The organism is Pseudoramibacter porci (assembly GCF_009696145.1).
Lineage (GTDB): Bacteria > Bacillota > Clostridia > Eubacteriales > Eubacteriaceae > Pseudoramibacter > Pseudoramibacter porci.
Genome location: NZ_VUMO01000004.1, coordinates 157,330 through 171,895, shown reverse-complemented (window position 1 = coordinate 171,895; position 14,566 = coordinate 157,330). Strand labels below are relative to the sequence as shown.

Sequence of the window (14,566 nt, the reverse complement as noted above, 5' to 3'; positions counted from 1 at the left end):
TGCTTACTGAATGCATGGCCTGTTTCTATTATTGCTATTTTACCACGGTTGTATGGCAACAGGTGAAAAATGATTGCGATAATAAACAAAGCCTAGAGCGTTTGCCCTAGACTTTGTCTACAGTCTGAGAAGCATTCTAATGAATGCTTCTGTAAACTTTTTTACTGTGCTTTAAAAATACTTGAAAATGAGATGAACAAGTCACGATAAATCGAGACTTTAATCCTCTGAGGTGAGTTATAAATCTTAGGGATAAAAGCATTTTTCTTGAAATTGTATTCCATGATCACTTGCTTCTGAGGATCGATGATCCAATATTCTTTCACGCCCGCCTCTGCGTAAATCCCTGTTTTCATCAAATAGATCATTTCCTCTTCTTCCGGAGTGACAACTTCAATGACCCAATCTGGAAAAGAGCTGCCATTGACGGTTACAGTTAGTGACGGGCGCAGCTGCGTATGATGCATCTGCCCGACCATCAGCACTTCATACGGATCTGACAGCTGGTCAAGCGGACGGTGACTTAAGTGATATTGTTTTAAAATCGAAGACAGATACTTAATGATTGCCTTTGCAGAAGAATCTGTCGTATTTTTAGCGTATTCTTCACCATTAATAATTTCACCTTGAGGGGTAAAGATTGGTTCTTCCTGCGTATTTTCCTCAGTCATAACCACATCTGCAGCAATAGAATCGTGATTGTTTTCCATTTTTATCTTTTACTCCTTTATTTCATCTCTTTAATCTGTCCAACTTCTGATTCAATCTCGCGTTTTAATAAAATAAGTTGTATCAAATCTTCCTGGACCGATATACGGTTGAATTCCGTATTGTACTCATCCGCTAGCTCTGGTCTCTGAAGACGGCGCAACGTTTCAATATTTTCGACGATATCGTTAACTGTGCTTGATTTCATTCTAAATAATTTCTGAGCAGATAAAATTTCATCTCGAATCGTCGACATTTCCGTATCCAACGACTGGATCGTATTGGCTGTCCGCGTCAAGCGTTTCTTTATCACTTCCGGCAATTTAGCTTTATACTTATAGTTAAGCGAATGTTCAACGACTGCCCAAAAATTCATCGCAAGGGTTCGAATCTGAATTTCAACAAAAATTTCTCGGTAGCCCACACTGCTGAAAACCGGGTATTTTACAATAATATGATAACTTTGGTAACCGCTTTCTTTCGGTTTTCCTTCTCCGCTGTGGAACGCCGAGCGATCTTCTCCTTGAAGATAATTCTTCACTTGGAAAACAGTTAAATCCTTATTATTGCGCGAATAAATCATATCTGCCACTTCATAAATATCTTCGACAAATTGACAAATGATACGAATCCCTGCAATATCCCGAATTTTTTCTTCTACATCGTCGACATTGTAATGATATTTATTTATTTTTTCAAGAATACTCGACAACGATTTGACGCGTCCTGTAACAGATTCAATCGGTGAGGTTTCGCCCAGCTGTGCCCGCTGATCCTTTAATTGATTAAATTTAAGCAGCAATTCATCGACGGCCTGCTGATAAGGAATTAATATACGTTGCCAATCCTTCGCTTTCATTTCTCTCCTTTTCCCCCCTTTATTATAACTTACAAAACAATTTTTCCAATAAGTTTCTGCCGATTTTTTTGATAAGCGCACCCTTGTGTCAGATGCAGATCACGCATACGATCAATCAACATCTCTCTGATTTTCCACCAGCTAATGTGCCAATTTGTCTGGATCGAATCCTGCTCAGGAATACGCCCAATAACGCGCTGAAGCGCAATATCCGGCGCTAGATGCGTTAAAAAAAGAACAACGCGATGAATGTAATCTTCAACGCTCAATAACTGAACTCGGCCTTTTTGATACATCTCTGCCAATTTTGTGCCACGTTCCACGTAAAGCGCGTGGCACTTAACAAAATCTGTCTTTAATACCGAAAGTAACTCCGCCCCCTCGATCACATCCATTTCGTCATCCCAAGGTAAATCCAAAATCATATGGGTACAAAGCTGTAAATGATGCGCTTTTATTCTCATAGCGGCATCGACATAATCAGAAAGCGAATGCTGCCGATTGAGGATACGCAGTGTTTTGGCGTTTATGGTTTGAAGTCCAAGCTCGATACAAATATCGATATGATTTTGCTCGCTGATTTGGCTTAGAAAATCTAACTGCTGATCGCTGATACAGTCCGGTCTTGTTGATATTGAAATGCCGACAATCTGTTCGCCTAAACAAGCCTCAATATTAGATTGGAAGGTTTTAAAATCGATATAAGTATTTGAGAAATCTTGTAAAAACGGAATAAATAAATCGGCGTGGTAACGTTTGCTGATATAGGCTTCATTCCTTTTGATCTGATCCTTAATGGAAATAGATGATGACAGCGTTTCGTTTCCAGCACCCTTTTCACCGCAAAAAATACATCCGCCACATGATAACGTGCCATCACGATTCGGGCATGTTCCGCCAGTATTAACAGGTATTTTATAAACCTTCTGCCCGTAATGTTTTTTCAGCCATGATGCGTAAGTTTGATACGGCAATTGAATTTGATATGGATCTTTCATGCAAAAACTTTCTAAATATCCCAATAAACAGATAACGCCGAATGTATGAGTTTCACACAATCGGCGCCTTTGAATAAACCCTTCAAAAAAACATTAAAAGCGAATTTATTTATAGTTTTTGATGCATTCCGGAATTTCGTTTTCGTCGCAGCTAAGACTTAAAACGAATTTCACATCTTGTTTTTTCTGAATAACATCTAAACGTTTCAAAAGACCCTCTACGTCTTCCGGTCCGTTTGCATCTAAAATTCTCAATAAATTATCGATATAGATTGTATCAACATCGTAATTGCTGCCTAAAACGCCACAGATAAAACCGAATAATTCATCTTCTCCTTTAATGCCAAAATCGTCACTATTGATAAAGCGAATTTTTGTATCGACAGTTACGCGATATTTATCTCTGTCATTTATAAAAAGAATTTGACCTTTAGAAGTTTCAAGTTCTGCATTCGCCATGTCGATCATTTTTTTCGTCTTGCCGCTTCCCTTTGCTCCATATACAAATTCAATCATTTAAGACACCTACTTTCTACGTTGTTATTTTTATTATACCGGTGAAAACGATATTATTCAATGCTTTTTTTTGCCTTTTTCGTTACTGCGTGTGACTCAGCATATATGTCAATGTATATAAACTGTCTGAAATATTGACGTCTTCAATCATAACATCATCCGGTAAAGTTAAATCGATCGGGACAAAATTCATAATCCCTTTAATGCCCGTTCGTACAACTTCATTCGCCACACTTTGTCCAATGGCTCTCGGGACACACAATATTGCGATATTGATCATATTTTCCTTAACATATTCGTCAAGGTACTCCATGTGAAAAATCGGGACACCATCGTGCGTCTGACCAACTTTTTCCGAATCAATGTCAAACATAGCACGAATCCATATGCCTTCATTTTTGAAACCTTCATAATGAGAAATCGCATGTCCCAGATTTCCTGCCCCGATAATGACACAACGATAAGGACGGTCGAGTCCCAATAAATCGTGGATCACGTCCTTTAATTCTTGAACACGGTAGCCATATCCCTGCTGTCCATAGGCACCAAAAGAATTCAGATCTTGCCTAATCTGAGAGGCTGTCAGCCCCATCATCTTTGACAATTCCATCGATGATATTTTCTGGAATCCCCTTTCGTTTAAGTCTGTCAAAAATCGATAATATTTGGGAAGTCGCCTAACGACACTCATCGATACTTTTTTTGAATTTTTCCGCATATGCGCTCCATCTATCTCAAAATATGCAATCATTCCATTTGATTGTTATAATTATAACAAAATAATTCCAATAAATCAATTGGACATAAAAAAACTACTTAAGCTTCTAGAGAGACTTAAGCAGTTCAATACAATATGGTGCGGATGAAAGGATTCGAACCTTCATACACGAGGTACTAGATCCTAAATCTAGCGCGTCTGCCAATTCCGCCACATCCGCAAGCAGCGTCACTCGAGACGGCAAGCGCTCGTATGTAACGTGCTATTAAAAAATATCATAAAGGAGCAGCAACTTCAAGGAAAAATTGCTGCTTTAATCTGTAATTTTTCTTTAACGTTCAAATCCTAAAACGGTATAATCTTTGTCTTCAATCACTTTTTTTAATTGAACATCGTCAATTTCTTTATTGAGCATAACAACTGCTGTTCCCTTTTGGTGATCTACCTGAGCTTGTTCTACTTCCGGAATATTTTCAAGTGCCTTTTTCACAGTTGCTTCGCAATGTTCGCACATCATACCTTCAATTTTTATTGTTTCTGTTATCATATTTACCCTCCTATTTTTTCTCATTCTTGATTTAATGGAACAGTTCGAACACACATAACCTTATAATCCAGTCGTTCTATGGTTCTTTTAATGATATCATCTGACACTTCACGGTCTTCAGATATTTTTGCAACACCTTTTTCCCAATCGACTTCTGCAGAAACGCCATCAATCCGATCTAACTGCCGTTGAATCCGTCCTTGACAATTTTCACAGCTCATTCCCTGAATTTTTACTTCTTTTTCCGCAATAATTGGATAATTAAGCTTCTTTTTTTCATCGATCCATTTATCACCACCGCTGCCGCAACAGCTGCCGTCTCCCGAGAAGCGTTTTCGGGCACTCTTCACCGCTATAAAAACGATCACAGCCAATACTAGAATAATCATTATTGTTGCTGTCATGGTACTTTCCTTTTTTACTTCATTAATTTTAAAATGACACGGACGAGTTCATCAACTGTTCCTTCTTTGTCTGCTTTAATGTCTTCAACGACACAAGTCCTTATATGATCTTCTAACAAAACTTTATTAAATGATTTCATTGCTGCCGTTACAGCCGCACTTTGAACCAAAATGTCCGGACAATACGCATCATTTTCTACCATTCTTTTAATACCTCGAACCTGACCTTCAATTCTACTCAGGCGATTAATCATATCTCTATACTGATCCGGCTCCCTTTTTTTATGCCGTACACAGCAGTCTCTGCTTTTTTCTTCAGCCATTTTTTCTCCTTTTAATACCCCCACTCAGGTATTTATAATACGCAGATTATATACCCGGATGGGGGTATTGTCAAGTGTACAAAAAAATCTTATCTCCACTGATGCAAAGATAAGATTTAATCCCTCATATAATATTTTGTGGTTGGCCTTCCAACCAACATCTGATGTTATCAAAAACAATTTCTGCGCGCTTATACAATGCTTCCCGAGTTGCGTACGCAATATGCGGCGTTATGATGCAATTCTTAGCTGTGAGCAGCGGATGATCCGGCGGAAGCGGTGGTTCTTCTTCAAACACATCTATTCCCGCACCAGCAATTTTTCCCATATTGAGCGCCTGGGCTAAGGCATGGTAATCAATTAATGCGCCTCGAGCTGTATTAATTAAAATGGCCTCTTTTTTCATTTTATTTATTTGTTGCGCGTCAATCATCTGCGTCGTCTCTTTTGTCCAAGGGACATGAAGAGAAATTATGTCTGACCGGCGCATCAACTGGTCTAACGAAACATATTCTATTCCCATTGCCTGAGCTTCTTCTCTCTGTGTTCTGCTGTACGCAATGAGATGGCATCCAAAAGCCTTTGCTATTTTAGCAACTTGAAGTCCAATCGTGCCTGTACCAACAATTCCCAAGGTTTGACCACAAAGCTCACTTCCAATCGGGAATTTACTTTTCCCTTGCACTAAAATATCTTGGCTTTCGGAAATTTTTCTCTTGAGGTCAATCATCAAACCAATTGCCAATTCTGCCACCGCATGCGTCGAATAATTGGCCGCATTGCAAATTGCGATGTGGTTGGCCTTCAAATAATCTACATCGATATGATCAACCCCAGTAAAAGCAACATCCACCATTTTTAGATGATGGCAATGTTCTAGAACTTTTTTTCTTAAAGGTTGATTGGCCAATACAATGATGTTTGCATCTGCGACCCGCTCTGCTAATATTTCTTCTGTTTCTGCCTTATGATCGTATGCAATAATTTGATGACCATCTGCCTTTAATAACATTGTCAGAGCCTTAAATGCGTCATCACTGATTCCTAAAGGCTCCATGATTACAATCTTTAGCTTTGATTTTTGATTTGGAGTCTTATTCATCAAATTCTCCCTCTTGTTTTTTTTCATCAATCAATGCGTATATCTCAGATTTAGGGAATCCTCTAGATAACAAATTTCTCTGTACACGCATTTGAAGTTCCCAGCCTGTATACCCTTTTAATCGCTGCATCCTTAAATATTTTTGATAATCTGCCTCGATATGATTTCTCTGCGTTTCCTCCTCATCATCCGCAACATTCTCCGCAAACATCTCTTGTTTACGAGATATTTGTGCACGAATCATCGCGTAAGAATACCCCCGTCTCATCATCCAGTTCGCAACCTTGCGGCTTCTTTTCTCTCGATGTTCATTGCGGTATCGTTCAAAAGCCTCATCAATCAATTCTTCACAGCAGCGCTCTTCCTCTTCTTCGGAAAAAAACAAATCAATATCCTCAATTTTTTCCCTTGGGATTCCTTTATGAATTAAGTCCTGCGCCAATCTTCGTCTGCTGTATCGTTTTGAACTTTTATTCAATTCACATGCATTTTTGATATACCGCTCGTCATCGATATAGCCATATCGTATTAAAGCTTCCATACCTGCTGCAATCTCTTTTTCCGAATATTTTTTATCTTGAAGATACTTGACCATTTCCGCTTCGGTTCGATCGCGATACGTTAAATAATTCATCGCTCTATCAAAGGCTGATAATTTTGATGTTTTTTTTGTATGCTCTTCCAATATGATCCTGCCTCAATACTTTTTATTTCCAATCATTCTAAAAAAGACCTCTTTGAGAGGCCTTGATTTCGCTATTCAGCTAATTCCATTTTTTTCGCTTGGTCAGTTGTGATCAAAGCTTCTATCATTTCATCAATTTCACCGTCTAAAAATGAATCAAGCTGATGAACTGTTAATCCAATACGATGATCCGTGACGCGCCCTTGCGGGAAATTGTAAGTTCGAATGCGTTCGCTTCTATCCCCTGTTCCGATCTGACTCTTTCTCTCCGCTGAAATCTCACTTTGCTGCTTTTGTGTTTCCATATCGTAAAGCCGAGCCTTCAATACTTTCATGGCTTTTGCTTTATTTTTTATCTGAGATTTTTCGTCTTGACACGTTACAACTAACCCACTTGGAATATGTGTAATACGGACAGCCGAGTCCGTCGTATTAACGCATTGCCCCCCGTTTCCCGAAGCGCGGTATACATCAATGCGCAAATCATTCGGATCAATTTTCACTTCGACATCTTCGACTTCTGGCAAAACTGCAACGGTTGCGGTCGATGTATGAATTCGCCCACCAGATTCCGTTTCCGGAACACGTTGGACACGATGAACTCCACTTTCGTATTTTAAGCGGCTGTACGCGCCTTGACCATTAATGGAAAAAGTAATTTCCTTTATGCCGCCAAGATCTAAAATATTAGAGTTCATAATTTCCGTCTGCCATCTATGGCGTTCAGCGTAGCGCACATACATCCGAAATAAATCGTGAGCAAAAAGTGCCGCTTCATCTCCACCGGCACCCGCTCTTATTTCAACGATGACGCTTTTATCATCATTAGGATCCTTCGGAAGGAGCAATATTTTTATTTCATCCTCTAATTTTTTCTGTATTTCCGTCTGCTCTTTTACTTCGATCTCGCACATTTCTTTAAAATCTGCGTCTATTGATTTGTCCGATAGCATCTCCTGACTTTCCTGAATTGCCTTTTCCGTTGAACGATACGCCTTATACTTTTGAACAATCGGTTCGAGGTGCGCATGTTCTTTCATTAAACGCTGCCAATTCTGCTGATCAGCGATAATGTCCGGATTGGAAATATCACGTGTTAACTGAACGTATTTATCTTCAAGAGATTCTAATTTTTCAAACATATTATTTTCCTTTCTACAAAAAAATCCATTTACACTCAAATCTTAATACTGTGCTACAATGGTTTTTGATCGTAGAAGAAAACAGTCATAGAACCCGGACCAATATGCGTTCCAATGACAGGTGCTAATATCTTTCTTGAAAAATTGGTGCAGCCGTATTGTTTAGTTAATTGTTCTTGAACTGCGTTAACAAGATGATCTTGGTAGGCATCAACAAAATATATTTTTTGGTGCGCAATATCATAACTGTGATCCGCAATGTATTGGACAAATTTTTTTACCAGACGTTTTTCTCCCCTGCATTTATCCGTAATTTCTAATTTCCCTTCGTCGTCCACAATCATAAATGGATGAATTTTTAATGCATTACCAATAAAAGCGGAGGGCCGACTGAGACGGCCGCCTCTACAAACGTACTCTAAATTCGTGACCGTAAAAATGTGATGAATATGCTCATGGCAACGATTGGTCAGCTGAATCAACTCATCCATGGACATGCCATTCTGTGCTTGCTCTGCCACAACGTCGACAACCATACCCAAACCGCCGGTCACCGCCTTTGTATCGACAACGCGAATATCAACATCAGGATATTCTTTGTTAATCTCATTTTTCGCCAGGCAAGCCGTCTGATAAGTTCCCGACAAGCCACTCGAAAAGCTGAGCAAAAGCGCATCTTGTCTTGCTTCCGCATAAGTTTTAAAGCAGTCGTAGTAGTCTTGATATGGGATTTGAGAGGTTTTATAAACAACCCCTTCTTTCATATTTTTATAAATTTCTTCAGGCTGAATATCAATGCCATCTCGATATATATTATCTCCCTGTGTCACGTACAGCGGGAGTACTTGAACCTGTAATGCTTCTAAACGTTCCTTTGGCAAATCACAGGCCGAATCCGTAATAATATGAATGCACATATAACTCTCACTTCACTAAAATTTTCTATAAAGTTTATCACATGAATCCACTTATCGCAACCTTGCTGCTTTAATACCAGCCTTCCCCTTTTTCCTGATTTTGAATATTTTGAACTTCTTCTTGAAGATCTTCTTCTTTTTCTTTAGCCTTTTTTTCTAAATGACTCATTTTTTCACGTTCTTTTTTTCTTTTGGCTTCTTCTGCTTTTTTCCGATCTTCTTCCTTGTTATGTTTTTCGATATTTTTGACAAAAACCTGCGCAGAACGGTAGCCAGTTTCCTTCATTCTGTTATTAATCGCTGCCGTTTCTATGATTGCCGCTAAATTCCGTCCGCTGGATACTGGGATCGTTACAAGCGGTATATCAACTCCCAGAATATTGGTTGTCTGATCATCTAAACCCAATCGATCGTACGGAGAATGTTCGTCCCAGTTTTCAAGCCTAATTACCATATCGATATCAACCGATCTTTTGACTGACTTGGCACCAAAAAGCATTCTGACATCAATAATGCCAATTCCGCGTACTTCCATATAATACCTAAGCATCTCCGGGGCTTCCCCGATTAAATGATTACCATGGTGGCAGGTGATATCGACGACATCATCGGCGATAAAACTATTACCCCGTTTGATTAACTCTAGAGCCGTTTCACTTTTACCGATACCGCTAGCGCCGGTAATCACAACGCCAACCCCTCTAACTTCGACAAGCACACCGTGGATGCCCGTTCGCGGCGCTGTCTTATTATCAATATAATCAATTAAGCGATAGTTGAGCGATGTTGTTTTTTCCTTGCTCTTTAACAAGATCACTTTATATTTTGCGGCAGCCTTTTCAAAGAGTGTCGTTTCTGGCAAATCCCAACAGACTATTAAACACGGAATATCATGACTAAAAAAATCATCAATGCGTTTTTCTCTAAGTCTCGGATCCAAAGACATTAAATAAGAAATTTCAACTTTTCCAACCAGCTGAATGCGCCGATTGTCAAAATATTCGTAGTATCCATGCAGCTGCAGGCCCGGACGATTGGTTCCAGAATCCCACAATTCAAAGTAATGAATTGGCGCTATGATTTTTTCCAGATTTAACGACTTGCAAAATTCTTCAACTTCAATCGTGCATAAAGGTTCCTTTTCAGTCATTTTTTTCTCCTGGTTTTCTAAAATACTGATAGACAGCATCAGCCGCTTTCTGATTCATGCCGTTGACTTTCATCAATTCATCTCGACTGGCTTCTTTTATATTATCAAGTGTATTAAAGTAACGCATCAGTGCTTTTCGCCTTTTCTTGCCAATTCCAGGAATGGTCTCAAGGCGTGAGGACAACATGTTCTTTTTTCGTAATTGTCTGTGATAAGTAATCGCAAACCGATGAACTTCTTCTGATATTTCATTTAAAAATGTGCATACCGGCGTACCGTATGTCAATTGGTATTCCTGATCTCGATAGATCACACCTCTTAATTGATGATGATCATCTTTAACCAAACCACAAACTACGCTGTCTAATTCCGGATACATGGATAAAATCGACTGTGCTGCGTCCACATGTGTTTTGCCGCCATCGATCATGAAAATCTCAGGAAATGGCAGAAATGAACTTTCTCCCGGCGTTTTCCCTTCTTTTAATTCCTTCATGCCGTGTTCTATTCGACGAAACAGCATTTCCTGCATGCTCGCGTAATCATTTTGACCCTCGACGGTTTTGATTTTAAAACGGCGATACGCTTTTGGCTGCGGTTTCCCCTGTTCAAAAACGACCATTCCGCCGACATTATTGGTCCCAGATATATTTGAAATGTCATAAGCTTCAATGCGCTTCGGCGCATCGTCTATATCCAGCAATGTTTGAAGGGATTCAACTCTATTTTCTCGACGTTTTTCCTTTTGCCGTTTTTCAATGAAATATTGTTCAAGCGTTAGTTTTGCGTTCTTCTCGACCATTTGAATGAAATGATCTTTCTTTCCCTTTTGCGGCACCGTGATTCGAACGCGGGATCCTCTCTGAGCGGTCAGCCACGCTTCGATGCTGGCCATTTCATCATCTAATGGGCAAGATAAAATGATCTCTTTGGGCAAAAAATGCGATCCATTGTAATATTGCTTCACAACATTTGTCATAATCGCTTCGTCCGCCTCGTCCTTTACACCATCAACCATAATGCGGTTACGCCCCAACAGTTTTCCATCGCGCACATTAAAAACTTGCACACACGCAATATTTTGATCTATTTCATCCAATTGATCTGCCTTATTCTGAGCATTTTCCCTATAGAAAGCAATATAATCTTGATTCTGCTGGTTTTCGCTGACGATCTTCTGTTTGGATACAACAAAATCGATCGCTTGAATTTTATCCCGGCAATCCGCTGCCTTTTCGTATTCTAAATTTTCCGACGCGCGTATCATCTCTGCAGTGAGCTGATCGACAATTGGCTTATTTTTTCCACTTAAGATATCAATATCATTTTGAACATTGATTGCGTATTGTTCGGGATCGATTTTTCCGGAACACGGTGCAAGACATTGCCCCATATGGTAATAAATGCACGGCCTGCCCCGTTTAATGCCCTTTGCCACCTTGCGATTGCAGCGGCGCAAAGGGTACACGCGCTGCAAAGCTTCGATCGTTTGCTTTACCGCTGTGCTGCTGGTGAAAGGACCGAAATAACGTCCGCCATCCCGCTGGTGATTGCGCGTCATGAGAATTTTAGGATATTTTTCCTGCGTTGTAATTTTAATATATGGATAGCTTTTATCGTCCTTCAGCATAATGTTGTACCGGGGACGATGCTCCTTGATCAGATTACATTCGAGAATCAACGCTTCCATTTCAGTATCAACCACAATGGTCTCGATCGATTCAACGTGGGACACTTGAATCTGCGTTTTAATCGGGAGTTTTTTAGGGTTTTGAAAATACGAATGAACGCGATTAAATAAATTTTTTGCCTTACCGACATAAATGATGTCTCCGGCATGGTTATGCATAATATAGATGCCTGGTTTTTTAGGAATATTTTTTAAATTATTGCGATCATACATGTTATTATCATAGTCAAAATACTTTATTTTTTCAATCTTTTTGTTATAATAATGCCACATCGACTTGATAGGAGGCTCACATGCTAGAAAAATTTGAAACACGAATCAAAAGCGGCAAGAGCGCCGTCATATCTAATAATCAATTCGAAGTGGAAGTACGTCCGAGAGTTTATGACCACGGATACACCATCACAAAGCGCGCATTGAATAATCCCTTAAACATCATTGAAATTCGAGACATCCGCCTGCCACTGTCTATCACTCAGTTATTAAAATCGGCTAAAGAAATGCTGGATGCCCAGTACAACTTATCTGCCCATGGGACATTATAAAGCCATTCTCTGGGATCTCGACGGCACACTAATGGACACCGGCCCCGGCATTTTTGCCGCATTCCGCCACGTTCAAAAACTGAAAGGCTGGCCTGAAATTGACGACAAAACACTGCACACACTCGTCGGACCGCCTCTCGTTCAGTCTTACATGAAGACCTTCGGAATCTCCGAGACAGAAGGCATCGAAGCCTCGCATTTGCATCGCGCGTATCAAAAAAAATACAGTTATCAGCTTTCACTATCTTACCCTGGAATGGCGGAATTATTAATGCAGTTGAAAGATCGCGGTTATCTGCTGGCTGTTTCGACATTAAAGGGCGAAGTCATTGCGCGAAAGACTTTGGAGGCCGGCCAATTAGATCAATTTTTTGATACGATTTGCGGCGTAACCCCAAACCACATTACTGCAAAAAAATCGGATATTATGCAGCGGGCTCTTGATCATCTGTCTTTAACAACGCGCGATGCGCTCCTCGTTGGTGACAGCCGATTCGACGCGTTCGGCGCATGGAAAAAAATGATGCCCTTTGTCGCCGTCACCTACGGCTACGGCTTCCATTCAGCCGCCGACGCTGATCCATGGCATCCGCTACACATTTCGGACTCAGTCGACGATCTAAACACATTTTTATCGACTTTATAAAAACAAATACGATAAGGAAACTATGAAAAAAAATACTACAACCCCTCTTGCACACATGCAGCGGTCTCCGTTATTTGATCGCGCATCTGGCATTTTAATGCCGGTTTCTGCTCTGCCCGGTGATTTCGGGATTGGAACTTTTGGCGCATCTGCTAAAAAATTTATCGATTTTCTCGTCAAAATCGGCTGTTCTTATTGGCAAGTGCTCCCCTTTGGACCAATAGACGCCTTCAACTCCCCTTATCAGGCTGTTTCTGCTTTTGCAGGCAACCCTTTTTTCATCGACCCTGAACGTTTAAAAGATGCTGGACTATTAACTGAAGACGAAGTCCAGACGGCGCGATACGATGAAACACCATGGGCTGTCGCCTACGATTTTATCCGCGAAACGCGAGTCGACTTATTTCGAAAAGCCTTTAATCGTGCCGATGATCAATTAAGAGAAAAAATTAAACAATTTAAAAAAACGCAGCCTTGGCTTGAAGACTACGCACTATACACCGCTATTTCAGCGGATACCGGCGAAGAATGCTGGATTAATTGGGAGGCCGGTTTACGAGACCGGAATGCAGCGGCCATCCAAAAGGCAACCGACAAATTGTCTGAGGAAATCGAATTCCAAATTTTTTTGCAGTATTTATTTTTTACGCAATGGGATGAAATCAAAGCCTACGCCAATGCCCATCATATCTATATTATCGGCGATATGCCGATGTATGTCGCATTACAAAGTCCAGATGTCTGGACACATCCCGAATGTTTTGATCTAAATGAAGATGGGACGCCTAAAACGGTAGCCGGTGTTCCACCCGACTATTTTTCAGAAGATGGTCAATTGTGGGGCAATCCGTTATATAATTGGGACGCTCTTAAAGAACAGAATTATAAATGGTGGCTTGACCGCTTAGAGATGGCGCTGACTTTATTTGACACCGTCAGAATTGATCACTTCCGAGCTTTCTCCGCCTATTGGTCTGTCCCCGTAGGAGAAAAAACGGCAAAAAACGGTAAATGGCTGCCAGGTCCAGGAATGGATTTGTTCAATCACGTCTTTGAAACCTTCAATTTTTCTAGTCCGCGCATCATTGCAGAAGACCTTGGCGTTCAAGATGATGGCGTCAGACAGCTGTTGGCCGATTCAGGATTTCCCGGCATGCGCGTCCTGCAATTTGCCTTCATCGACGCTGGCGACGGCATCCATTGGCCGCACAATTATATTCCCAATACCGTTGCCTACACAGGCACCCACGACAACAACACTTTGCTGGGCTATCTCTGGGAATTGAATGAAGGCGCTAGAAAATTTGCCTTTGAATACTGCAACTATCCCTGCCAAGGAGATGAATGGCAACAAGGCGGCCCCCACAGCGATTCCTGCCATGCACTGATTCGCTTGCTTTGGATGAGCAGTGCACGTCTTGCCATTATCCCAATGCAGGATTTGCTGGGATACGGCGCCGATTCCAGAACCAATACGCCCGGTCAGGCTGAGGGAAACTGGAAATTCCGTCTGCCGCAAGATGCGATTGATTCCGCTGATACAAAATGGATCTACGAAATGAACCGGATCTACAAGCGCATGAATCCCCATTCTCAAACTGCTTTCTAATCTAACT

The 14,566-nt window shown here is 40.7% G+C and carries 17 protein-coding genes and 1 tRNA gene; 3 read left to right on the top strand and 15 right to left on the bottom strand.

Annotated features, from left to right (window positions below):
• Window positions 1-161: 161 nt before the first annotated feature.
• From FYJ52_RS04640 to uvrC, 15 genes are all read right to left on the bottom strand, one after another.
• Complete coding sequence (locus FYJ52_RS04640) at window positions 162-710, bottom strand: Uma2 family endonuclease (RefSeq protein WP_154576091.1); 549 nt, start codon at window positions 708-710, stop codon at window positions 162-164.
• 17 nt (window positions 711-727) lie between these two features.
• Window positions 728-1,567 (bottom strand): GTP pyrophosphokinase, encoded by an 840-nt coding sequence (locus FYJ52_RS04635; protein ID WP_154576090.1) that lies wholly within the window; start codon window positions 1,565-1,567, stop codon window positions 728-730.
• A gap of 29 nt (window positions 1,568-1,596) precedes the next feature.
• On the bottom strand, window positions 1,597-2,565 hold the full coding sequence (locus FYJ52_RS04630; protein WP_154576089.1) for a TIGR01212 family radical SAM protein: 969 nt from the start codon (window positions 2,563-2,565) through the stop codon (window positions 1,597-1,599).
• A 105-nt stretch (window positions 2,566-2,670) separates the two neighbouring features.
• Complete coding sequence (locus tag FYJ52_RS04625) at window positions 2,671-3,081, bottom strand: hypothetical protein (protein ID WP_154576088.1); 411 nt, start codon at window positions 3,079-3,081, stop codon at window positions 2,671-2,673.
• 82 nt (window positions 3,082-3,163) lie between these two features.
• Complete coding sequence (locus tag FYJ52_RS04620; protein WP_154576087.1) at window positions 3,164-3,799, bottom strand: redox-sensing transcriptional repressor Rex; 636 nt, start codon at window positions 3,797-3,799, stop codon at window positions 3,164-3,166.
• Window positions 3,800-3,935: 136 nt separating this feature from the next.
• Window positions 3,936-4,019 (bottom strand) — tRNA-Leu (locus FYJ52_RS04615).
• Between the two features lie 111 nt (window positions 4,020-4,130).
• Window positions 4,131-4,346 (bottom strand): heavy-metal-associated domain-containing protein, encoded by a 216-nt coding sequence (locus FYJ52_RS04610; RefSeq protein ID WP_328598763.1) that lies wholly within the window; start codon window positions 4,344-4,346, stop codon window positions 4,131-4,133.
• A 20-nt stretch (window positions 4,347-4,366) separates the two neighbouring features.
• Window positions 4,367-4,750, bottom strand: coding sequence for a heavy-metal-associated domain-containing protein (locus FYJ52_RS04605; protein ID WP_154576085.1), 384 nt, complete (start codon window positions 4,748-4,750; stop codon window positions 4,367-4,369).
• 14 nt (window positions 4,751-4,764) lie between these two features.
• Entirely contained in the window at window positions 4,765-5,073 is a 309-nt protein-coding gene (locus FYJ52_RS04600; RefSeq protein ID WP_154576084.1) for a metal-sensing transcriptional repressor, read from the bottom strand.
• A gap of 124 nt (window positions 5,074-5,197) precedes the next feature.
• Window positions 5,198-6,175 carry an NAD(P)-dependent oxidoreductase gene (locus tag FYJ52_RS04595; RefSeq protein ID WP_154576083.1) on the bottom strand — a complete coding sequence of 326 codons (978 nt, stop codon included), beginning with the start codon at window positions 6,173-6,175 and terminating at the stop codon, window positions 5,198-5,200.
• Window positions 6,168-6,860 carry a regulatory protein RecX gene (locus FYJ52_RS04590; RefSeq protein WP_154576082.1) on the bottom strand — a complete coding sequence of 231 codons (693 nt, stop codon included), beginning with the start codon at window positions 6,858-6,860 and terminating at the stop codon, window positions 6,168-6,170. The genes FYJ52_RS04595 and FYJ52_RS04590 overlap by 8 nt, the downstream gene beginning before the upstream one ends.
• A gap of 71 nt (window positions 6,861-6,931) precedes the next feature.
• Window positions 6,932-8,002: a peptide chain release factor 1 gene (gene prfA / locus FYJ52_RS04585; RefSeq protein WP_154576081.1), complete on the bottom strand. Its 1,071-nt coding sequence runs from the start codon at window positions 8,000-8,002 to the stop codon at window positions 6,932-6,934.
• A gap of 53 nt (window positions 8,003-8,055) precedes the next feature.
• Window positions 8,056-8,919, bottom strand: coding sequence for a DegV family protein (locus tag FYJ52_RS04580; protein ID WP_154576080.1), 864 nt, complete (start codon window positions 8,917-8,919; stop codon window positions 8,056-8,058).
• 70 nt (window positions 8,920-8,989) lie between these two features.
• Window positions 8,990-10,069: an HPr(Ser) kinase/phosphatase gene (hprK, locus tag FYJ52_RS04575; RefSeq protein ID WP_235901532.1), complete on the bottom strand. Its 1,080-nt coding sequence runs from the start codon at window positions 10,067-10,069 to the stop codon at window positions 8,990-8,992.
• Entirely contained in the window at window positions 10,062-12,074 is a 2,013-nt protein-coding gene (uvrC, locus tag FYJ52_RS04570) for an excinuclease ABC subunit UvrC (RefSeq protein WP_328598762.1), read from the bottom strand. The genes hprK and uvrC overlap by 8 nt, the downstream gene beginning before the upstream one ends.
• On the opposite strand from uvrC, the gene FYJ52_RS04565 reads away from it, so the two are divergent.
• Genes FYJ52_RS04565 through malQ form a run of 3 tightly spaced genes read left to right on the top strand, consistent with a single transcriptional unit; the run spans window position 12,053 to window position 14,559 of the window.
• Window positions 12,053-12,304 (top strand): hypothetical protein, encoded by a 252-nt coding sequence (locus tag FYJ52_RS04565; RefSeq protein WP_154576078.1) that lies wholly within the window; start codon window positions 12,053-12,055, stop codon window positions 12,302-12,304. The genes uvrC and FYJ52_RS04565 overlap by 22 nt on opposite strands.
• Complete coding sequence (locus FYJ52_RS04560) at window positions 12,267-12,950, top strand: HAD family hydrolase (protein ID WP_154576077.1); 684 nt, start codon at window positions 12,267-12,269, stop codon at window positions 12,948-12,950. Before FYJ52_RS04565 ends, FYJ52_RS04560 begins: the two co-directional genes overlap by 38 nt.
• Before the next feature lie 22 nt (window positions 12,951-12,972).
• Window positions 12,973-14,559, top strand: a complete 1,587-nt coding sequence (gene malQ, locus FYJ52_RS04555) for a 4-alpha-glucanotransferase (protein WP_154576076.1) — start codon at window positions 12,973-12,975, stop codon at window positions 14,557-14,559.
• Window positions 14,560-14,566 lie beyond the last annotated feature (7 nt).